The sequence below is a fragment of the Mycobacterium sp. NGS58 genome, from assembly GCF_059812385.1.
Map to the genome: position 1 here is coordinate 19,638 of NZ_JCALCO010000019.1, position 19,681 is coordinate 39,318.

The window sequence follows — 19,681 nt, forward strand, 5'->3', positions numbered from 1 at the left end:
GCGCTTGCGATCGCCACTACCCTGAGACCGTGCTGGACTTACGCGGGGATCCGATCGCGCTGACCGCGGCACTGGTGGACATTCCCAGCGAATCGCGGGACGAAGCGCGGCTGGCCGACGAGGTCGAGGCCGCGCTGCGGGCCCAGACCTCCGGGTTCGAGATCATTCGCAACGGCGACGCCGTGCTGGCGCGCACGCACCGCCAGCGGCCGTCGCGCGTGCTATTAGCGGGGCACCTGGACACCGTGCCGGTGGCCGGAAACCTGCCCAGCCGTCGCGAGGGCGGCGACCTGTACGGCTGCGGCACGGCGGACATGAAGTCCGGGGACGCGGTTTTTCTGCATCTCGCCGCCACGGTGGCCGACCCGGTGCACGATCTCACGCTGGTGATGTACGACTGCGAGGAAATCGAAGCCGCCGCAAACGGATTGGGCCGCATCGAACGCGAGTTGCCGGACTGGCTGTCCGCCGACGTGGCCATCTTGGGCGAGCCCACCGGCGGCTACATCGAGGCCGGTTGCCAGGGCACGCTGCGCGTGGTGGTCAGCGCCAGCGGGACCCGCGCTCATTCGGCGCGATCTTGGTTGGGAGAAAACGCGATTCATAAACTCGGCGCGGTGCTGGAGCGGCTGGCCGCGTACGAGGCGCGCAGTGTCGACATCGACGGCTGCCTCTACCGTGAGGGCCTGTCGGCCGTGCGCATCGACGGCGGCGTGGCGGGCAACGTGATTCCCGACGCGGCCACGGTGACGATCAACTTCCGTTTCGCCCCCGACCGGTCGCTGCCCGATGCGCTGCAACACGTCCACGATGTGCTTGCCGGGCTCGATGTGCACATCGAACAGACCGATGCGGCGGCGGGCGCGCTGCCCGGACTGTCCCAGCCCGCCGCCAAGGCCCTGGTCGAAGCGGCCGGTGGCAACGTCCGCGCCAAGTACGGCTGGACCGACGTGGCGCGCTTCGCCGCACTGGGCATACCGGCGGTCAACTTCGGGCCCGGCGATCCCAACCTGGCGCACAAGCGCGACGAGCGGGTCGCGGTCGCCGACATCACCGCCGCGGTGGACGTGCTGCGCGGCTACCTGAGCGGCTAAGCCTAACCGGCCCCGCACCGCTGCGCCTGCGCGGCGGCGTCGGCGGCGGCCGCGTGCATTCCGATCGACGTCAGCTCCTCCGACACCGCGCGCAACCCCGCGTCATCACCGGCGGCCAGTGCGCGGGCATGGGACAGCGCGATTCGGCCTGCGACACAGTCGACCTCGTCACAGAGCCGAGCCAGCGGATCGGCGGCCCGGATGTCCCCCAGCCGGACGGCCTCGTGCCAGACCCGCACCGCCACGCCCCGCTGCCCGCCGCGTTCGGCCATCCGGGCGGCGTCGCGCGCGGCGGCCACCGCGCCATGCGGATCGCGCACCAGGGCGAGCCGCCACGCCCGCGCCACACCGAGTTCCGGCGCGAACAGGGCCGACTTGGTGCCGTGCCGGGCTTCGGCCCTGCTCAACGCCTTTGCCGCCGCGGCGGTGTCGCCCTGCTGGGCCAGCGCGGTGGCCAGCAGCGTGAGCGATAGTGGCCCCCACGAGTAACCGGTCCGCTCCAGGATGGCGGCCGCCGGGGTCAATAAGGCTGCCGCAGCGGCGAATTCGCCACCGGCGAGTAGCGCATGGGCCAGCAGCACCTCGCCGATCGCGCGGCCCGGCTGCTGCAGTTCGGCGAAGTCGGTGAACTGCTGAGCGAGCTGGCGGGCTTGGTCGGGGCGGCCGGCCATCAACACCGCGGTGGTCTGACCCAGCCCGATCGTGAAGCGCAGCAGCCCGGGATGTTCGGCGGCCAAGGCGCGCTGCGCCAGGGGCTCGACGTCATCGAATCGACCTTCGCGCGCCGCGCACAATGCGGCCGCACTGGCCGCCCAGGCCACCGCCTGGTCATCGGCCGCCGGCGACGCGAGGACGTCGGCGGCGACCTTCACGGCGTGCCCGACGTTGCCGGCGTTCATCGCGAAGGTCGCGCTCAGCGCGTCGAGGGTGGTCCGTGGGCCGGTATCGGTGACCCGGTTGCGCACGGTCCGCAGGAAAGCGGTGGCGCGCTCCGGTTCGCTCAGCATCCAGAACTGGTTTGCCGCCCGCAGCAGGGCCCAGTCCATCAGCGCGGCTTCGGTCAACGCGGTGGAGTCGACCTCGGCCAAGATCGAATCGGCCTCGCGGCCACGGCCCTGCCACCCCAGGGCATGCGCCAGCGCGAGCCGCGCCGCCAGGCCGCCGGACCGCCGCAGCGCCCATCGGGCCAGCCGTTCGCCCAGCGCCAGGTCACCGAGCCGCAGCGCCTGCTGGGCGGCGGCGACGACGTCGGCGACCCGCGGGGGAGTGTCGCTGTCCAGCGCCAGCGACACCAGCCGCAAGTGGTCACTGAGGTGCTCGGACGGACGTTGTGACAGCAACTTGACGAGATCGGTGCGTCGTTGCCGGGCCCCGTCGGGGTCGAGCGCGGCCCGCACCCGTTCGGAGAACAACGGATGGGCCGTGTAGACGACCGGGTCGTCGGAGGACCCGCCCCGCGCCCGCGTCTCCGCGGCACCCCACGTCACCGCATCATCCACCGCGCCGTCTCCCGCCAGCGCGGTCAGCTCGGCGAGCGACAAAGGCTCCGCGACGGCCAGATACTCCAGGACCGAGCGCGCAGCCGCAGGGAGCTCGGTGAGGAACGTGTCTATCTCTTCGGGCGCCGTCGCCCCGCCGGGCGGCTCGAGGTCTATCCGGGTGAGCAGGCCGTCGTTCCACAGCGCCGCGATCGCATCGGGAGCGGGCTCGGCGCGGGCGGTGACGATGAGCCGTCCGGCGCCGTCGCGCGCCAGCTGGTAGACCAGCGTGGCTGACAGCACGTCCAGGTGTTGGGCGTCGTCGACCACGAGCAACAGATCGTCACCGCCCAGCGACGCCCGCGCGGCACGCAACAGCGCGGCCGGCTTGCCGAGGTCGGCGATCTGCACCAGATGGCTGAACGCCCCGAACGGGACCGTGCGTTCGGTCGGGGTGCCGGTGACCCAGCGGGTGACCGTATTCGGGTGCTGATCGGCGAAACGCTCGGCGGCCACCCGGACGAGGGTGGATTTGCCGACGCCATCGGGTCCGAGCACCACTGCTCCGCGGGCCCCGTCGGCCAGAGCCGCATCCAGCCGCTCTGAGGCCGCCGCATGTTGGGGGACGTTCCATCGAATCGGCACCGCCGAATTTTATGGTGCGAGCGCCGGGCGGCAGGGTGAAAGCCCCAGATATGACGGGCCGTATGCGGTTGGTCTACCTTTGGCGGATATGCCCGGCCAGCGCGATTCATCAGGCGAGTGGTCGGTGTGTGTGTACTGCGCCTCCGGTCCGCAGCATCCCGAATTGCTCGGAGTCGCTGCGGAACTCGGTGAGGCGATCGCCGAGCGCGGCTGGACGCTGGTGTGGGGCGGGGGCCGGGTGTCGGCGATGGGCGCGGTGGCGAGCGCGGCGCGCGCCCGCGGCGGCCGGACCGTCGGCGTCATACCCAAGATCTTGATGCGCCGCGAGATCGCCGACGCGGACGCCGACGAGCTGATCGTCAGCGACACCGTCCACGAGCGCAAGCAGCTCATGGAAGAGCGCGCCGATGCATTCGTCGTGCTCCCGGGTGGCCTCGGCACCCTCGACGAGTTGCTTGACGCGTGGACGACGGCCTTCCTCGGTCTGCACGGCAAGCCCATCGTGTTGCTGGACCCCTTCGGTCACTACGAAGGGCTGTGGACCTGGTTGTGCGGATTGCTGGACAGCGGTTACGTCTCCCAGATGGCGATGGACCGGTTGGTGCTGGTCGACAAGGTGGGTGCGGCGCTGGAAGCGTGCGCACCGGGCTGAGGCCGTCGACGGGTTTGCCACCCCTATTAGGCTGTCCGCCGAGCTTTGACTTTGGAAACGAATCGAGGGGATCACGTGTCCGATCGTGACGGTGGAGCGCGCACGGCGGTCAAACTGACCGACATCGCATTTCGGGCGCCGGCCGTGCTGGCCGACCTGCCGGTGATCGCGCGTGGCGCGATGACCGGGCTGCTGGCCCAGCCGGGCTCCAAGAAGTCGATCGGCACGGTGTTTCAGGATCGGGCCGCCCGCTACGGCGACCGCATCTTCCTGCGCATGGGCGATCAGCAGCTGACCTACCGCGACGCCAACGCCGCGGCCAACCGATACGCCGCCGTGCTGGCCGCGCGCGGCGTCGGCCAGGGCGACGTCGTCGGCATCATGCTGCGCAACTCCCCGAACACCGTGTTGGCCATGCTGGCCGCGGTCAAGTGCGGCGCGGTCGCCGGCATGCTCAACTACCACCAGCGCGGCGAGGTGCTCGCGCACAGCCTCGGCCTGCTCGACGCCAAGGTTCTCATCGCCGAGACCGATCTGGTCAGCGCGGTGGCCGAGTGCGGCGGCTCGGGCAGCACCGAGACGTTGACCGTCGAGGACTTGGAGCGGTTCGCGGTGAGCGCGGCGGCCACCAACCCCGCCTCGGCGTCGGCAGTGCATGCCAGGGACACCGCGTTCTACATCTTCACCTCGGGCACCACGGGCTTCCCCAAGGCCAGCGTCATGACGCACCTGCGGTGGCTCAAGGCACTCGCGGCGTTCGGCGGTATCGGGTTGCGGCTCAAGAGTTCCGACACCCTCTACTGCTGCCTGCCGCTGTACCACAACAACGCGCTGACGGTGGCGCTGTCGTCGGTGATCAACTCGGGGGCGACCCTGGCGCTGGGCAAGTCGTTCTCGGCGTCGAAGTTCTGGGACGAGGTGATCGCCAACGAGGCCACTGCGTTCATCTACATCGGCGAGGTGTGCCGGTACCTGCTCAACCAGCCGGCCAAGCCGACCGACCGCGCCCACAAGGTGCGGGTGATCGCCGGAAACGGCCTGCGCCCGGAGATCTGGGACGAGTTCACCAAGCGGTTCGGCATCGCCCGCGTCTGCGAGTTCTATGCCTCGAGCGAGGGCAACGCGGCGTTCATCAACGTCTTCAACGTGCCCCGCTCCACGGGCGTGTTCCCGATGCCGCTGGCCTACGTCGAGTACGACCCCGACACCGGCGCCCCGCTGCGCGACGACAACGGCCGGGTCCGTCGGGTGCCCGCCGGCCAGCCCGGTTTGTTGCTCAGTCCGGTCAACCGCCTGCAGCCCTTCGACGGGTACACCGACAAAGAGTCGAGCGAAAAGAAGTTGGTGCGCAACGCTTTTCGCGAGGGCGACTGCTGGTTCAACACCGGTGACGTGATGAGCCCGCAGGGCATGGGCCACGCCGCGTTCGTCGACCGGCTCGGCGACACCTTCCGGTGGAAGGGCGAGAACGTCGCCACCACGCAGGTCGAGGCGGCGCTGGCGTCCGACGACTCCGTCGAGGACTGCACGGTCTTTGGGGTCGAGGTTCCGCGCACCGGCGGCCGTGCCGGCATGGCCGCGGTGAAATTACGCGGGGGTGCCGAGTTCGACGGGCAGTCGCTGGCCCGTGCCGTCTATGACCAGCTCCCGGCCTACGCCCTGCCCCTGTTCGTGCGGGTGGTGGAATCCATCGAGCAGACCACGACCTTCAAGAGCCGCAAGGTGGAACTGCGCGAGCAGGCTTACGGTTCCGACGTGGAGGACCCGCTGTTTGTGCTGGCCGGGCGCGACAAGGGCTACGTGCCGTACTACGACGAGTACCCCGGCGAGGTGGCCGAGGGCAAACGCCCCTAAGGACGCCCTGGTGATGAGGGTGCGCTGACGGCGTCGCGTGTGCGCACACGGCGGCGACACGCCGCCAGATTGCGGCCGTGGCCGCACACTCGATCCCCGGCCCGCGCGCGGCGCGGGGACCGGGCACCATGTATGTGTGCAATCGACACCGCCGGCGTCAGCCGGCCGCTCGACACCGCCGGCGTCAGCCGGCCGCTCGACTCTGTGCGGGCGCCCGGTCGCGGGCGATCGTGCGCTGATCATGGCGATCATCAACCGCACCCCGGACTCGTTCTACGACAAGGGCGCGACCTTCAGCGACGAGGCCGCCAGGGCGGCCGTGCACCGGGCCGTCGCCGACGGCGCCGATGTCATCGACGTCGGCGGCGTCAAGGCCGGTCCCGGGGAAGAGGTCGATGCCGACACCGAGATCGCCAGGCTGGTGCCGTTCATCGAATGGCTGCGCGGCGCATATCCGGAGCAGCTGATCAGCGCCGATACCTGGCGCGCCGAGGTGGCCAAGGTTGCCTGCGCGGCCGGCGCGGACCTGATCAACGACACCTGGGGCGGCATCGACCCGGCGCTGCCGGAGGTGGCCGCCGAGTTCGGAGCGGGCCTGGTGTGTTCGCACACCGGCAACGCGCTCCCGCGCACGCGCCCCTTCCGGGTGCATTACGGAACCACCGCCCGCGGCGTGGTCGACGATGTCATCGCCCAGGTCACCGGGGCCGCCGAGCGGGCGGTGGCCTGCGGTGTGGCCCGCGACCGGGTGCTGATCGATCCCACCCACGACTTCGGCAAGAACACTTTCCACGGGCTGCTGCTGTTACGCCACGTGAGCGATCTTGTGAACACCGGGTGGCCGGTGCTGATGGCTTTGAGTAACAAGGACTTCGTCGGGGAGACTCTGGGTGTGGAATTGACCGAGCGGCTCGAGGGAACGTTGGCGGCGACCGCGCTGGCCGCGGCCGCCGGCGCGCGGATGTTCCGCGTGCACGAGGTCGCGCCCACCCGTCGGGTCCTGGAGATGGTGGCCTCGATTCAGGGAACACGCCCGCCGGCGCGCACGGTGAGGGGGTTGGCATGACGACATCCGGCCTGGTCGCCGGCGACCTCGCCGGCGACGGCATGCTTGCCGCCCGGCCCGGCGACGTCTGGTTGGCCAACCGCAGCTGGAACCGGCCGAGCTGGACCATCGCCGAGCTGGAGGCCGCGAAGGCGGGCCGGACCATCTCGGTGGTGCTGCCGGCCCTCGACGAGGAAGAGACCATCGAGTCGGTGATCGAGAGCATCTCACCGCTGGTCGATGGGCTGGTCGACGAGCTGATCGTGCTGGACTCCGGTTCCACCGATGACACCGAGATCCGCGCCGTCGCCGCGGGCGCCCGCGTCGTCAGCCGCGAGCAAGCGCTGCCCGAGGTGCCGATCCGGCCCGGCAAGGGCGAGGCGCTGTGGCGCTCGCTGGCAGCCATCCGCGGGGACATCGTGGTGTTCGTCGACTCCGACCTGATCGATCCGCACCCGATGTTCGTGCCGTGGCTGGTGGCCCCGCTCCTCACCGACGACGGCATTCATCTGGTCAAAAGCTTCTATCGGCGGCCGTTGCGGGGCAGCGAGCTCGCCGATGTCGGTGACGTGCCCGCCGATGCCAGTGCCACCGGCGGTGGGCGGGTGACCGAGCTGGTGGCCCGGCCGCTGCTTGCGGCCCTGCGCCCGGAGTTGGGCTGCATCGTGCAACCGCTCGGCGGCGAATACGCGGCCACGCGCGAGCTGCTGACCTCGGTGCCGTTCGCCCCCGGCTACGGCGTGGAGATCGGCCTGCTGGTGGACACCTTCGACCGGCTGGGGTTGGGTGCGATCGCCCAGGCGAACTTGGGGGTCCGCGCGCACCGCAATCGGCCGCTGGCCGAGCTGGGCGTGATGAGCCGGCAGGTCATCGCGACCCTGCTATCGCGCTGTGGAATCCCGGACTCGGGCGTCGGGCTGACGCAGTTCATGGCCGACGGCGCCGAGGGCAACGGCTACACCCAGCACACGTCGCCCGTGTCGCTGGCGGATCGGCCGCCGATGCAGGCCATCAGGCCCCACTAGCCCCGGCGCGAGGTCACGCTGGTCGCCGCCGTGTCGGTGCCATAGGGCAGTATCGATCACGTGGCGTTGGTGTTGCTGTACCTGGTGGTTCTGGTGCTGGTGGCGATCGTCCTGTTCGGTGCGGCCAGCCTGTTGTTCGGTCGCGGCGAGCAGCTGCCACCGCTGCCCCGTGGGACGACGGCCACCGTGCTTCCCGCGTTCGGGGTGACCGGCTCCGACGTCGACGCCGTCAAGTTCACCCAGGTCCTGCGCGGTTACAAGGCCAGTGAGGTGGACTGGGTGCTGGATCGGCTCGCGCGTGAGCTCGAGGCGCTGCGCGGCCAGCTGGCCGCGGTGAACGCGTCGCCCGCCGGGCAGGAGACCGAGGGCGAATCGGGGGAACCAGACGATGGCGAGGATCGTCAGGACTCAGTGTGAATAAAGACGAATTGGTTCGCTGCAGTTGGGCGAGCGGGCGGCCCGGACCCGATTTCGAGCTCTATCGCGATTACCACGACCGCGAATGGGGCCAACCGGTGCGCGACGGGGTCGCGTTGTTCGAACGGATGAGTTTGGAGGCCTTTCAAAGTGGCCTGTCATGGCTGATCATCCTGCGCAAGCGGGAGAATTTCCGGCGCGCGTTCGGGCACTTCGACATCACCAAGGTCGCTGAATACACCGACGCAGACGTGCGGCGGCTGATGGCGGACCAGGGCATCGTCCGCAACCGCGCCAAGATCGAGTCGACGATCGCCAACGCGCGCGCCGCCGCTGAGCTGGGGAGTCCGGCAGACTTGGCGGACCTGCTGTGGTCATTTGCGCCGTCGCCGCGGTCACGACCGGCCGACCCATCCCAAATCCCCTCGGCCACTGACGAATCGAAGGCCATGGCCCGTGAACTCAAGCGGCGGGGGTTCCGTTTCGTCGGCCCGACCACCGCCTATGCGCTTATGCAGGCGACCGGGATGGTCGACGACCACATTCGCGATTGCTGGGTGCCCGCAACGGCCCGTTGAGCACACAGATGCGGGTCTTTGTTCAAGTGGCGACCTGGATAGGGAACAATGGGGGGGTGATAAGGCAGTTCGATGCCGGGCATGGCTTGAAGTTCGCTGGCGGGGCGTGCTCGGCGCCGACCAGGTCCGCACGGGCGGGCCAGCTCGAACCCGGAGGGAGCACTCGATGGCGGCGATGAAGCCCCGGACCGGAGACGGTCCTCTCGAAGCAACAAAGGAGGGGCGCGGCATCGTGATGCGAGTACCACTTGAGGGAGGCGGTCGACTTGTCGTTGAGCTGACGCCCGACGAAGCCGCTGCCCTCGGTGACGAACTCAAGGGCGTCACAAGCCCCACCTAGGGCCTGCCGCCGAGTGGAAATCGGCGGCGCTATGCGCACACCTTCCGATAGATCTCCAGCGTCTGCTCGGCGACGTGGGCCCAGGAGAACTCTTCGACACAGCGCTGTCGTCCTGCCTTGCCGTAGCGTTGCGCTTTCTCGCGGTCGGCGATCAACTCGTTGACGGCATCGGTCAACCCGGCCTGATAGGCCCGCGCGTCGTCGGGGCTGTAATGCACCAGCGTCCCGGTGACCCCGTCGGCGACGACCTCCGGGATCCCGCCGACATCGGAGGCCACCACCGCCGTCGAGCAGGCCATCGCCTCCAGATTCACGATGCCCAAGGGCTCGTAAACCGATGGGCATACGAAAACCCATGCCGCCGAGAGGATTTCGCGCAGATCGCCGATGGGCAGCATTTCCCGGATCCAGAACACCCCCGTGCGGCTGGCGGCCAGAGCGGCCACGGCATCGCGAATCTCGTCGGCGATCTCCGGGGTATCGGGCGCGCCGGCGCACAGCACCACCTGTGCCTCCGGGCTGAACCGGTGGGCGGCCGCCACCAGGTGAGCCAGTCCCTTTTGGCGTGTGATCCTGCCCACGAACACCACGATGGGCCGTGCGGGATCGATGCCGAGTTCAGTCAGCATCGATCCGGTTCGCACCGGCCCGGCCGGGTACCAGACATCGGTGTCGACGCCGTTGCGGATCACGTGCACGGCGCTGGGATCCAGTGTGGGATAGACGCGCAGGACGTCCTCGCGCATCGCGGTACTGACCGCGATGACGGCGTCGGCGGCCAGCACCGCGGTCTGCTCGACCCAGCTCGAGATCCGGTAGCCCCCGCCGAGTTGCTCGGCCTTCCACGGGCGCAGCGGCTCGAGCGAGTGCGCGGTCACGACGTGCGGCACGCCGTAGAGCAGGGAGGCCAGATGCCCGGCCATGCCGGTATACCAGGTGTGTGAATGCACCACGCTCGCACCCGACGCCGCATCGGCCATCATCAGGTCGGCCGACAGGGTCGACACCGCCTGGTTGGCGCCCCGCAGTCGCGGGTCGGGTTCGTGCACGTAAACGCCCGGACGTGGTGCCCCCATGCAATGCACGTCGACCGCGCAGAGCCGGCGCAGGTGGGCGACGAGTTCGGTGACGTGGACTCCCGCTCCGCCGTAGACCTCTGGTGGGTATTCGCGCGTCATCATGGCCACCCGCATACCCGAACGGTAGTTCGGCGACGGATCCCGCCGCGAGTCGGGTTCGCGACGGCGCGGGGCGATCTTCGCGGCGTGTGCAGCCAAATACCTTGACGGACAGCCCCACAGAACGTCGCCAATCACCCGGTGCCCCTGGCAGCCCTTCGCAACGGCCGATAGGTTTGAAACCATGAGGGAAGCGCCACACGTGCTGGGCATCGTCCTGGCCGGCGGTGAGGGCAAGCGGCTGTACCCGCTGACGGCGGACCGCGCCAAGCCCGCAGTTCCCTTCGGGGGCGCCTACCGACTGATCGACTTCGTCCTGTCCAACCTCGTCAATGCCCGTTATCTGCGCATCTGTGTTCTCACCCAGTACAAGTCGCATTCACTGGACCGTCACATCTCGCAGAACTGGCGGTTGTCCGGTCTGGCCGGTGAGTACATCACTCCGGTGCCCGCGCAGCAGCGGCTCGGCCCGCGCTGGTACACCGGTTCGGCCGATGCGATCTACCAATCGCTCAACCTGATCTACGACGAAGACCCCGACTACATCGTGGTTTTCGGTGCCGACCACGTATACCGGATGGACCCCGAGCAGATGGTCCGGTTCCACATCGACAGCGGTGCGGGCGCGACGGTGGCGGGCATCCGGGTTCCGCGCGGCGAAGCGACCGCGTTCGGCTGCATCGACTCCGACGAGTCGGGCCGCATCCGCAACTTCATCGAGAAGCCACTCGATCCGCCCGGAACCCCCGACGACCCCGAGCAGACGTTCGTGTCGATGGGCAATTACATCTTCACGACCAAGGTGCTCATCGACGCGATCCGCGCGGACGCCGACGACGACCATTCCGATCACGACATGGGCGGCGACATCATCCCGCGACTCGTCGACGACGGGATGGCCGCGGTCTACGACTTCAACGACAACGAGGTGCCCGGCGCAACCGATCGTGACCGGGCCTACTGGCGCGACGTGGGAACTCTGGACGCGTTCTACGACGCCCACATGGACCTGGTATCGGTGCATCCGGTGTTCAACCTGTACAACAAGCGCTGGCCGATCCGCGGCGAGTCGGAGAACCTGGCACCGGCCAAGTTCGTCAACGGCGGTTCCGCGCAGGAGTCGGTGGTGGGTGCGGGCAGCATCATCTCGGCGGCCTCGGTGCGCAACTCGGTGCTGTCGTCCAACGTGGTGGTCGACGACGGCGCGATCGTGGAGGGCAGCGTCATCATGCCCGGCGCCCGGGTCGGCCGCGGCGCGGTGGTGCGTCACGCGATCCTGGACAAGAACGTCGTCGTGGGACCGGGCGAGATGGTGGGCGTGGATCTGGAAAGGGACCGGGAGCGCTTCGCGATCAGCGCCGGCGGGGTGGTCGCCGTGGGCAAGGGCGTCTGGATCTAGCGCAACGACGATGCGGTCGAAAAAGGCGACCCGCGCCGTCGGATCTAGGCCGGGATCTCGGGGATCAGCAGGTGGGCCTCCCGCTGTGGACCCCAGTGCAAGGTGACGCGACCGCGTGACGAGCCTTCGTACCACGCCGGAAACTGGCCCGTGAGGGGGTTTCTCGGAGACAGCCAGCGGCCTGCGACCACCAGCCGCAGCTGCTCGCCGGCGCGGAACAGCGTCGACGACGGGCCCAGCTCCACCTCGACCGCCGCCAGCTCGCCGGCCGAGAGCGGGCGTGGGTCGGTGCCCGTGATCACGGGTTCGACCGGCCCGGACGCCTCGGGGTCCAGGGCGCGCAGCGAAACTCGCTGCCACCCGCTCGTCACGCGGTCGCGCCCGTAACCGTAGGATCCCTCGAAGCCAACGAACCGCCCGTCGCGCCACTTCTCCACACCGACGAACAAGTTCGCGTCGTCGCAGCCCCTCAGCTCGACCCACAGCCGGGCCACCATCGGGCCGGTCAGCTCGACGTCCTCGGGAATGGTCCAGGCGAAAGATGCTGCACGCGAACGGGTTCCGAATGAGATGTGGCCGGATGCCGCATGCCGCTCGGGCGTCAGGGTGCTGGCGTCGCCGAGATACATTGGGCGCCAACGCGTGCGGGCTAGCGGCCACTCCGCTTCTTCGCGCACCGCAGCGACGGTGTCGCGGTCCTCGCGTACCTCCAGACGCACGCTGCGCGATGCCGTCGCCCCGCCCAACACATCGCGGAAGAATTTCAGCTGCTCTGCCAGCGCGGCTTCCGAGTAGAAGGTGGTCCACTTGCCGCCGCGATGGGTGTAGAGGCGGGCGTGGGCGGAGCCGCCGAGCACGAATGCCCGGATCGAGCCCCGGCTGTGCAGGTTGTTATCCGAGAAGCTGCCGCAGACCAGCATGGGGACCTTGATCGCCGCGAGGTCGGGCGCCAGGGAGCGCCAGAACTCGTCGCGCAGCGGGTGGCCTTCCTGCATCCGTGCGATGTCGTAGCTCTGCCGCGTGTCGCGACTGAGGTTGCGCGACCACAACCGGCTGAAGCCGATCTCGTGAACGCCGCCGGGAAACATCAGGTCGCGGTAGGCATCGGTGAAGCCCTCCCATGGGCAGATCGCCTTCAGCGCCGGCGGCTGCAGGGCGGCCACGGCGTACTGGCTGATGGCCAGGTAGGACACCCCGAGCATGACCACGTTGCCATCGCACCACGGCTGTCCGGCGACCCACTGCACCAGGTCGTAGGTGTCCTCGGCCTCTTGGCGGGACAGCAGGTTTCCGGTGCCCTCCGAATGGCCGCAGCCGCGGGAGTCGGCGTTCACCACGACGAAGCCGTGCGCGGTCCACCACGCCGGATCCGGTGCCTCCCATCCGGTCAGGGTGGAGAAGGCCACGGGCTGGGGCTGGCGAATCATGCGGTACTGCACCGAGAACGTCGCCTTGTTGCCGCGCAGGGTCGGCAAGTTGTCCTTGCCGTACGGGTGAATGCTCAAGATGACCGGCTGGGGTGCGCCCCCTCCCTGGCGAAAGACGTTGATCCGCAATACCGTTCCGTCGCGGGTGGTGACGGCCACGTCACGCTCGACCTGTACATCCGCGGGAGGGTCGGTGACGGTGACGGGAGGTTTGGCGATGCCGCGAATCCTGTTCAACGCGTAACGCAGCGCGCCGGGGCGCCGCCAGGGGCGGTCCAGGGCGGGTGGCCGGTTGTGCAGCACGCCAATACCTTAGGTGGCCGATCCGGTGGCTACCAGACGTAGGGCACCAGCCGGTAGCGCACGCGCCTTGCGTAGTCGCGGTATCCGGGTAGTTCCCGGACGAGCAGCTTTTCTTCGTCGAGGATGCGCAGCGCGAGCACCAGGGCGCCCGGGGGGACGAAGAGCAAACCCCAGTAGGAGCCGAGTGCCAGAGGGATTCCGGTCATCATGATCACATTTCCGACGTACATCGGGTGGCGCACGAATCTATAGAGGCCGTGGGAAGCGACAGTCTGGCCCGTTTCCACCGTGACGGTGGCTGCGGCATAACTGTTCTGGGCGATCACCAGCATGGCGATGCCGAGGCCCGTCGCCACCAGCACGTCGCCGAGCACCGACAACAGAGGAGGCACCGACGACCAGCCGAACCGATGATCGAACGCGCTGAACACCATGGTCGCGAAAAGGGCAACAAACGAGCCGGTGATGATGAACTTCTGTGCCGTGCGGGGTTCCGCCCGCGGCCCCGCACGCATGCGGCGCTGCAGGGCCGCGGGATTGGTCCGGGCCAGGTAGACGGTCGGCAGGAGGGTCGCGGCGGTGAACACCGCGACGAAGAGCCACGCCTGCCAGTAGTGCAGCGTGCCGGCCGGCAGGAGCAGGATCAAGGCCAGCGAGAGAATGCCCCATACGGATGTCGCCGTTACACGGATTCCGGTTTTCATCGTGCTCCTAGCAGCGTAGATCGCGGTGTCGAAAAGCCGTGGCTCCCAGCATCATCAGCGCTACGTCGATGCCTGACAGCCATAGCAGCGGTACAACGGTGAAATCGGCGCCGATCCGCGGGATGTGTGCGAACGGCTCCGCGTCCAGCAGCCACTGCGAGAACCCGGCCAACGACCCGATCAGGTACAGGGAGACAAAGCCGATCAGGACACCCCAGGCGACCGGGGTCAGGCGTGGCGCGATGCCGAACACGCAGACGGTCACGGCCGACAAGAGCCACACCGCGGGCAGCTGGACGGCCGCGCTTGCGACGACCATGGGCAGCTTTGCGCCTACATCGCCGACCGCGACCCCATAGACGACGCCGGCGGTGATTCCGCTGGCCAGTATCGCCACCGCGGAGCCGGCGAGCGCAATCACCAAATGGCTTGCCAGCCAGCGAGTTCTGGACACGGCACCCGCCAGTACCGTCTCGGCGCGCAAGCTCGATTCTTCCTGGTGCAGCCGCAGTGTGAGCGAGACGGCGAAGGCGGCGGCGACCATGCCCATCATCGCGAACGCCACGGCGATGAACGCCTCCTCGAGTGCGCTGGTGCCGCCCATCCGTGCGACGATGTCGCGCGCCCCGCCACTGTCACCAAGCTCATCGCCGATGCCGTGCACCACGCTGCCGATCAGCAGGCCGTACAAGCACAGTCCTACGGTCCACAGCAGCAGCGCGGCGCGGTCGAGCCGCCACGCCAGCCCGAACACGTTGCCGAGTGCGGGTGCAGCCGTGGCGGGCCCGGGGCGTTCCGCGATGAGCCCGGCGCCGACGTCGCGGCCGGCCAACAGCCGATACGCGAGGGCGGTCAACGCGGCCGTCGTCGCCAGGTGCAGCAGCAGCACCCACAAGCGATCGCCCGCATATGGTTTGACCTGAAGCGACCACCCGAGCGGAGACAGCCACGACAGCGTGCCGTCACCGGCGTCACCAATAGCACGCAGGGTGAACGCGGCGCCCAGTACGGCGAAGGCGGCGCCGCGGGCGAACCGGGCGCTCGGCGACAGCTGCGCGGTCACGGCCGCGACTGCGGTGAACACTAGGCCGGAGCAGGCCAGCGCCGCCCCGAAGGCCAGCGACCCGGCGGCCGGGACATTGGTGCTCAACAGGCCGGCGGCACCGATCAGGCCGGTGGCGATCGATGCTCCGAATGACAGCAGCAGCGCCGCGCTCAGGGCGGCGTAGCGGCCGATAGCGGTCGAGTCCACCAACTCCGTCCGCCCGTTCTCCTCGTCGGCGCGGGTGTGGCGGATCACCGTCAGAATGACGGCCATCGCGATCAGTGTGTGGAACATCCCGGCTTTCCAAATGCCCACGGCGCCAAGGGTGTCGTTGTAGATCTGGCCGTAGAGAGCACGCTGGGCGGGGCTGGCCATGATGGAGGCCTGGAACCCGGCGCGCGCGGAGTCGGTCGGGTAGATTTTTGCGATGCTGCCGACGTACACCGTGGCCAGCGGCAGCGACAGCAACAGGACCCACAGCGGCATCGAAACCCGGTCGCGACGGAGGTAGAGCCGCAGCATGGCGAGCGTTCCGGAGAAGCTCGAACTATCAAGTGGCGCAGGCGAAGCCGATGCAAATGGCCGGTCCAGTGTGGTTGTGCTCATGACAACGAGACCTTCGCTTCGTCGCGTCCGTGCCGACCGTCACCGTCCGTCGTGTCGTAGTGGCGCAGGAAAAGCTCCTCGAGGGTCGGCGGCTGGCTGACCAGACTGCGCACCCCGGCATCGCCGAGCACGCGGATGAGCTCGCCCAGGCTTTCGCTGTCGACCTGGGCGCGCAGCGTATTTCCCTCGACGCTGACGTCCTCTACGCCTTTGATCCGTCTGAGATCGCCCGGATCACCGGTCATTTCGGCTTTGATCGAGGTGCGGCTCAGATGGCGCATGGAACTCAGCGAACCGCTCTCGATGGTCTTGCCGGCGCGGATGATCGTCACCCGTTCGCACAACGCTTCCGTCTCGGCCAGTATGTGGCTGGACAACAGCACCGTTGCTCCGCGGTCGCGGGCCTGTGCCACGCACTGCTGAAACACGTTCTCCATGAGCGGGTCCAGCCCACTGCTCGGCTCATCCAGGAGCAGCAGCCTCGCGTGTGATGAGAATGCCGAGATCAGCGACACCTTCTGGCGGTTGCCCTTGGAATAGGTGCGGGCTTTCTTGTGCGGGTCCAGGTCGAAGCGCTCGATCAGCTCGGCGCGACGCTTCTTGTCGATGCCGCCCCGCATGCGGGCGAGCAGGTCGATGGTCTCACCGCCGGTCAGCGACGGCCAAAGCGTCACGTCGCCTGGCACGTAAGCGATTTGGCGGTGCAGCGCGACGGCCTGGGTCCATGGGTCACCGCCGAGCAGCCGTACGCTACCGCCGTCGGCCTTCGCCAAGCCCAGCAGGATGCGGATGGTCGTCGACTTCCCGGCGCCGTTGGGACCGAGGAACCCGTGGACTTCGCCTTCCTGCACCGTGAGGTCCAGGCCGTCCAGCGCCCGCACCGCACCGAAGTTCTTGGTGAGACCGCGGATCTCGATGGGTGCAGAACGCATAAATTCCTCAGTTGGCATCAGATTCTCCTTGATCTTCAGCGGCCAGAAATGCGTCGTACATGGTTCGGTCGGTCAGCAGTCCCTCGGTGTAGACCTCGAGCGCGGGCAATATCATGTCGCGCGAGTAATCGCGCAGCACCGCACGCAGATCCGTTGGTGTTTCGTGCATTTGGATGTAGAGGAGGAAGCCGCCGCCGCCGGTGATCGCCAGGTACCTGGCCCGCGCTCCGGGGTCACGGCTGGGTTTGATGGTCCCGGCGCGCACGCCCTCTTCCATGTATTCCTCGGCGTTGTCGATCATCCTGCGCCACAGCATGTTCGCCAGGTCTCCACCGGTCTGCATGCTGCGCACCAGGTACGCCATCAGCGGTGCGTACTCTTCGATCTCGGCCATCTGGGCGAACCAGGTTGCCGGGTCGTTGGATCGCAGCGCCTCCGATTTGGTGCCGCGGATCGTCTCGGCGATGTAGTCCTCGCAGGCCTTGCGCAGGCCGTCCTTGGAGCCGAAGTGGTGAATGACCAGCGCGGCGCTCACGCCGGCCGCTTCGGCGATAGCGCGAAGCCCGACGCCGAACCCGTGCTCGCCGAATTGTTCGATGGCCGCATCCCGGATCCGGGCGGCTGCCGTCAGGTCGGCTGAACGCATGTTCAGTACATTAAACGTTCGTTCAGTCGGCGGTCAAGGACGACACGCGTCAAGATTTCGTAGCGGTGTGACACGCGCCCGAAAGGGCGTGCTCAACGGTGTTGAAGGGTGTTGCGCCGGCCGCGAATCAATCGCGGACGGCGGCCAGGATGCCGTCGCCGAGCGGCACCAGTGCGGGGGTGAGACGCTCATCCTCGGCGATCAGCCGCGCAGCCTCCCGCACCGCGACCACCTCGGCGTCGCGGGCGGCCGGATCCCCGGCCCGTCCGCCCAGCGCGGCGCGATGCACCACGATGACGCCCCCGGGGCGCAGCAGCCGCACACCCTCGACGACGTAATCCGGCTGGTCGACCGGGTCGGCGTCGATGAACACCAAGTCGTAGGACTCGTCGGCGAGCCGGGTGAGCACCTCCTGGGCGCGGCCACCGATCAGCCGGGTGCGCGACGGACCGATGCCCGCCTCGGTGAACGCCTGCTTGGCCAACCGCAGATATTCGGGCTCGATGTCGATGGTCGTCAAGACGCCGTCGTCGCTCATGCCGGACAACAGCCAGAGCCCGCTGACGCCCGCGCCGGTGCCCACCTCCGCGATGGCCTTGCCGCCACTCAGCTTGGTGAGCAGGCTCAGCAACGCGCCGACCGCCGGTGTCACCGCGCCCGCGCCGATGTCCATGGCCCGCTCGCGGGCGGCCGCCAACAGCGCGTCTTCCGATATCGAGTTTTCGGCGTGCGCGAAGAGCGATTCGGCCCGGCTGGGCGCCGCCTGGCCCGGGGCTTCTGCGTCGGTGCCGTCCATGTCCGCAGCGTATTCCACTTCGCGGCGGAGTTTGACAGGCGCGCCTGAATCGGATCAGGGTGACGCGCCCAACGGTCGTCGTGCGTTTAAGGTCACTGCGCGATGGATATCTCCTGCACAGCGCAGGTAACGATCCGGTTTCTCAGGTTCAGCTCAGATTGTTCATATACCGCACATACTCCGGTACGCGACGGTAGCCCTATGGATGGCGGCGGGCGTTGGACCGGGAATACCGAATGGGAACTACCTGTTGCCGCTAGCGACGAAGTGCCACTTATAGGCACGCCGGATTCGGAGGACTCGATCATCACCACGCTTCTCAGCCCGTCCAGCATGTCTCATGCGCAGGAACTCCCCACCGACGAATGGGTGGAGCCGTCGGATGCGCTGCACGGGACAGCGGTCTTCGACGCGACCGGAGACAAAGCGGCCATGCCGTCGTGGGACGAGTTGGTGCGCCAGCACGCCGACCGGGTGTACCGGCTGGCTTACCGCCTTTCCGGCAACCAGCACGATGCCGAAGACCTGACCCAGGAGACTTTCATCCGGGTCTTCCGGTCGGTGCAGAACTACCAGCCGGGAACGTTCGAAGGGTGGTTGCACCGCATCACCACGAACCTGTTCCTCGACATGGTGCGCCGGCGCTCGCGCATCCGGATGGAGGCGCTGCCCGAGGACTACGAGCGGGTGCCCGCCGACGAACCCAACCCCGAGCAGATCTACCACGATTCGCGGCTGGGTCCTGACCTGCAGGCTGCGCTGGATTCGCTGCCACCGGAGTTCCGTGCCGCCGTCGTGCTCTGCGACATCGAGGGCCTGTCCTACGAGGAAATCGGCGCCACCTTGGGCGTCAAGCTCGGCACCGTGCGCAGCCGCATCCACCGCGGGCGCCAGGCGTTGCGGGACTATCTGGCCGCGCACCCCGATCGCGACGCAGTGCGCGCCGAATCGGCCTAATCACCGACGGCCCGCCTAACGTTCGGGCAGCTATTCGGCGGCTTTGCGGCCTTAGCCTCGGTATTGCGGACCCGCTCGCGCTACATTCGATATAAGGCGGCAATAAGAATCGAGTGGCGAGGAGTTGGTGATGCCCGATCGAGGACATGTGTTCCGCCGCGCGTTCTCCTGGCTCCCCGCTCAATTTGCCTCCCAAAGCGACGCGCCCGTCGGTGCGCCCCGCCAATTCGGGTCCACCGAGCACCTTTCCGTCGAGGCGATCGCGGCCTTCGTCGACGGCGAGCTGCGGATGAACGCGCACCTGCGGGCCGCGCATCATCTGTCGCTGTGCGCTCAGTGTGCGGCCGAGGTCGATGATCAGAGCCGGGCGCGTGCGGCGCTGCGCGATTCGCGGCCCATCCGCATCCCGAGCACGCTGCTGGGCATGCTGGCCGACATTCCCTACGAGTCGCCCGACGACTCTTCGGCGCAGGCATCCGACCGTTTCGCGGACCGCGACGGCCGTGATCGGCGCAAGCGCCGGTAGCGTGCCGTTTCCGCGGCGACGCCCACGCGATCGA

Annotated in this window: 19 protein-coding genes; 11 read left to right on the forward strand and 8 right to left on the reverse strand. The window is 68.4% G+C overall.

Annotated features, from left to right (window positions below):
* Positions 1-29: 29 nt before the first annotated feature.
* On the forward strand, positions 30-1,094 hold the full coding sequence (gene dapE, locus AC5Y4H_RS17930; protein WP_499983658.1) for a succinyl-diaminopimelate desuccinylase: 1,065 nt from the start codon (positions 30-32) through the stop codon (positions 1,092-1,094).
* A gap of 2 nt (positions 1,095-1,096) precedes the next feature.
* Here the strand turns inward: dapE and AC5Y4H_RS17935 are convergent, their stop codons facing one another.
* Complete coding sequence (locus AC5Y4H_RS17935) at positions 1,097-3,217, reverse strand: AAA family ATPase (RefSeq protein ID WP_499983659.1); 2,121 nt, start codon at positions 3,215-3,217, stop codon at positions 1,097-1,099.
* A gap of 88 nt (positions 3,218-3,305) precedes the next feature.
* On the opposite strand from AC5Y4H_RS17935, the gene log reads away from it, so the two are divergent.
* The 7 genes from log (at position 3,306) to AC5Y4H_RS17970 (ending at position 9,128) form a co-directional block, all read left to right on the forward strand.
* The gene (gene log / locus AC5Y4H_RS17940; RefSeq protein WP_499983661.1) at positions 3,306-3,869 is read left to right on the forward strand and encodes a cytokinin riboside 5'-monophosphate phosphoribohydrolase; all 564 of its coding nucleotides are present in this window, start codon (positions 3,306-3,308) and stop codon (positions 3,867-3,869) included.
* Between the two features lie 75 nt (positions 3,870-3,944).
* Entirely contained in the window at positions 3,945-5,723 is a 1,779-nt protein-coding gene (gene fadD6 / locus AC5Y4H_RS17945; RefSeq protein ID WP_499983663.1) for a long-chain-acyl-CoA synthetase FadD6, read from the forward strand.
* Positions 5,724-5,964: 241 nt separating this feature from the next.
* Positions 5,965-6,789 carry a dihydropteroate synthase gene (folP, locus tag AC5Y4H_RS17950; RefSeq protein ID WP_499983806.1) on the forward strand — a complete coding sequence of 275 codons (825 nt, stop codon included), beginning with the start codon at positions 5,965-5,967 and terminating at the stop codon, positions 6,787-6,789.
* Positions 6,786-7,793, forward strand: coding sequence for a glucosyl-3-phosphoglycerate synthase (locus AC5Y4H_RS17955; protein ID WP_499983665.1), 1,008 nt, complete (start codon positions 6,786-6,788; stop codon positions 7,791-7,793). The genes folP and AC5Y4H_RS17955 overlap by 4 nt, the downstream gene beginning before the upstream one ends.
* 60 nt (positions 7,794-7,853) lie before the next feature.
* Positions 7,854-8,210, forward strand: coding sequence for a DivIVA domain-containing protein (locus AC5Y4H_RS17960; protein ID WP_499983666.1), 357 nt, complete (start codon positions 7,854-7,856; stop codon positions 8,208-8,210).
* Positions 8,207-8,788 (forward strand): DNA-3-methyladenine glycosylase I, encoded by a 582-nt coding sequence (locus tag AC5Y4H_RS17965; protein WP_499983668.1) that lies wholly within the window; start codon positions 8,207-8,209, stop codon positions 8,786-8,788. The genes AC5Y4H_RS17960 and AC5Y4H_RS17965 overlap by 4 nt, the downstream gene beginning before the upstream one ends.
* Before the next feature lie 166 nt (positions 8,789-8,954).
* Positions 8,955-9,128, forward strand: coding sequence for a DUF3117 domain-containing protein (locus AC5Y4H_RS17970; protein ID WP_499983670.1), 174 nt, complete (start codon positions 8,955-8,957; stop codon positions 9,126-9,128).
* 29 nt (positions 9,129-9,157) lie between these two features.
* Here the strand turns inward: AC5Y4H_RS17970 and glgA are convergent, their stop codons facing one another.
* Positions 9,158-10,321, reverse strand: a complete 1,164-nt coding sequence (gene glgA / locus AC5Y4H_RS17975) for a glycogen synthase (RefSeq protein WP_499983672.1) — start codon at positions 10,319-10,321, stop codon at positions 9,158-9,160.
* A gap of 169 nt (positions 10,322-10,490) precedes the next feature.
* Here glgA and glgC point away from each other — a divergent pair, with 169 nt between their 5' ends.
* Positions 10,491-11,705 carry a glucose-1-phosphate adenylyltransferase gene (glgC, locus tag AC5Y4H_RS17980; protein ID WP_499983673.1) on the forward strand — a complete coding sequence of 405 codons (1,215 nt, stop codon included), beginning with the start codon at positions 10,491-10,493 and terminating at the stop codon, positions 11,703-11,705.
* A gap of 44 nt (positions 11,706-11,749) precedes the next feature.
* Here the strand turns inward: glgC and AC5Y4H_RS17985 are convergent, their stop codons facing one another.
* From AC5Y4H_RS17985 to AC5Y4H_RS18010, 6 genes are all read right to left on the reverse strand, one after another.
* Entirely contained in the window at positions 11,750-13,435 is a 1,686-nt protein-coding gene (locus AC5Y4H_RS17985) for a CocE/NonD family hydrolase (RefSeq protein ID WP_499983675.1), read from the reverse strand.
* A gap of 29 nt (positions 13,436-13,464) precedes the next feature.
* Positions 13,465-14,139 (reverse strand): methyltransferase family protein, encoded by a 675-nt coding sequence (locus AC5Y4H_RS17990; protein ID WP_499983676.1) that lies wholly within the window; start codon positions 14,137-14,139, stop codon positions 13,465-13,467.
* A gap of 7 nt (positions 14,140-14,146) precedes the next feature.
* Positions 14,147-15,790: an ABC transporter permease gene (locus AC5Y4H_RS17995; protein ID WP_499983678.1), complete on the reverse strand. Its 1,644-nt coding sequence runs from the start codon at positions 15,788-15,790 to the stop codon at positions 14,147-14,149.
* The gene (locus AC5Y4H_RS18000; RefSeq protein ID WP_499983807.1) at positions 15,787-16,722 is read right to left on the reverse strand and encodes an ABC transporter ATP-binding protein; all 936 of its coding nucleotides are present in this window, start codon (positions 16,720-16,722) and stop codon (positions 15,787-15,789) included. The genes AC5Y4H_RS17995 and AC5Y4H_RS18000 overlap by 4 nt, the downstream gene beginning before the upstream one ends.
* Positions 16,723-16,729: 7 nt before the next feature.
* Complete coding sequence (locus AC5Y4H_RS18005) at positions 16,730-17,368, reverse strand: TetR/AcrR family transcriptional regulator (RefSeq protein WP_499983679.1); 639 nt, start codon at positions 17,366-17,368, stop codon at positions 16,730-16,732.
* Positions 17,369-17,495: 127 nt separating this feature from the next.
* Positions 17,496-18,164 carry an O-methyltransferase gene (locus tag AC5Y4H_RS18010; protein ID WP_499983681.1) on the reverse strand — a complete coding sequence of 223 codons (669 nt, stop codon included), beginning with the start codon at positions 18,162-18,164 and terminating at the stop codon, positions 17,496-17,498.
* 201 nt (positions 18,165-18,365) lie between these two features.
* Here AC5Y4H_RS18010 and sigE point away from each other — a divergent pair, with 201 nt between their 5' ends.
* Positions 18,366-19,121 (forward strand): RNA polymerase sigma factor SigE, encoded by a 756-nt coding sequence (gene sigE / locus AC5Y4H_RS18015; protein ID WP_499983682.1) that lies wholly within the window; start codon positions 18,366-18,368, stop codon positions 19,119-19,121.
* A 130-nt stretch (positions 19,122-19,251) separates the two neighbouring features.
* Positions 19,252-19,647 (forward strand): anti-sigma E factor RseA, encoded by a 396-nt coding sequence (gene rseA / locus AC5Y4H_RS18020; RefSeq protein ID WP_499983683.1) that lies wholly within the window; start codon positions 19,252-19,254, stop codon positions 19,645-19,647.
* The last annotated feature ends 34 nt before the right edge of the window (positions 19,648-19,681 follow it).

Excerpts from the sequence above, each read along its gene's own strand:
- AC5Y4H_RS17955 (WP_499983665.1), top strand. The coding sequence starts at position 6,786 with ATGACGACATCCGGCCTGGTCGCCGGCGACCTCGCCGGCGACGGCATG.
- AC5Y4H_RS18000 (WP_499983807.1), bottom strand. The coding sequence starts at position 16,722 with ATGCGTTCTGCACCCATCGAGATCCGCGGTCTCACCAAGAACTTCGGT.
- log (WP_499983661.1), top strand. The coding sequence starts at position 3,306 with ATGCCCGGCCAGCGCGATTCATCAGGCGAGTGGTCGGTGTGTGTGTAC.
- AC5Y4H_RS18005 (WP_499983679.1), bottom strand. The coding sequence starts at position 17,368 with ATGCGTTCAGCCGACCTGACGGCAGCCGCCCGGATCCGGGATGCGGCC.
- AC5Y4H_RS17970 (WP_499983670.1), top strand. The coding sequence starts at position 8,955 with ATGGCGGCGATGAAGCCCCGGACCGGAGACGGTCCTCTCGAAGCAACA.
- AC5Y4H_RS18010 (WP_499983681.1), bottom strand. The coding sequence starts at position 18,164 with ATGGACGGCACCGACGCAGAAGCCCCGGGCCAGGCGGCGCCCAGCCGG.
- glgC (WP_499983673.1), top strand. The coding sequence starts at position 10,491 with ATGAGGGAAGCGCCACACGTGCTGGGCATCGTCCTGGCCGGCGGTGAG.
- glgA (WP_499983672.1), bottom strand. The coding sequence starts at position 10,321 with ATGCGGGTGGCCATGATGACGCGCGAATACCCACCAGAGGTCTACGGC.
- rseA (WP_499983683.1), top strand. The coding sequence starts at position 19,252 with ATGCCCGATCGAGGACATGTGTTCCGCCGCGCGTTCTCCTGGCTCCCC.
- AC5Y4H_RS17990 (WP_499983676.1), bottom strand. The coding sequence starts at position 14,139 with ATGAAAACCGGAATCCGTGTAACGGCGACATCCGTATGGGGCATTCTC.
- folP (WP_499983806.1), top strand. The coding sequence starts at position 5,965 with ATGGCGATCATCAACCGCACCCCGGACTCGTTCTACGACAAGGGCGCG.
- AC5Y4H_RS17995 (WP_499983678.1), bottom strand. The coding sequence starts at position 15,790 with ATGAGCACAACCACACTGGACCGGCCATTTGCATCGGCTTCGCCTGCG.
- sigE (WP_499983682.1), top strand. The coding sequence starts at position 18,366 with ATGGATGGCGGCGGGCGTTGGACCGGGAATACCGAATGGGAACTACCT.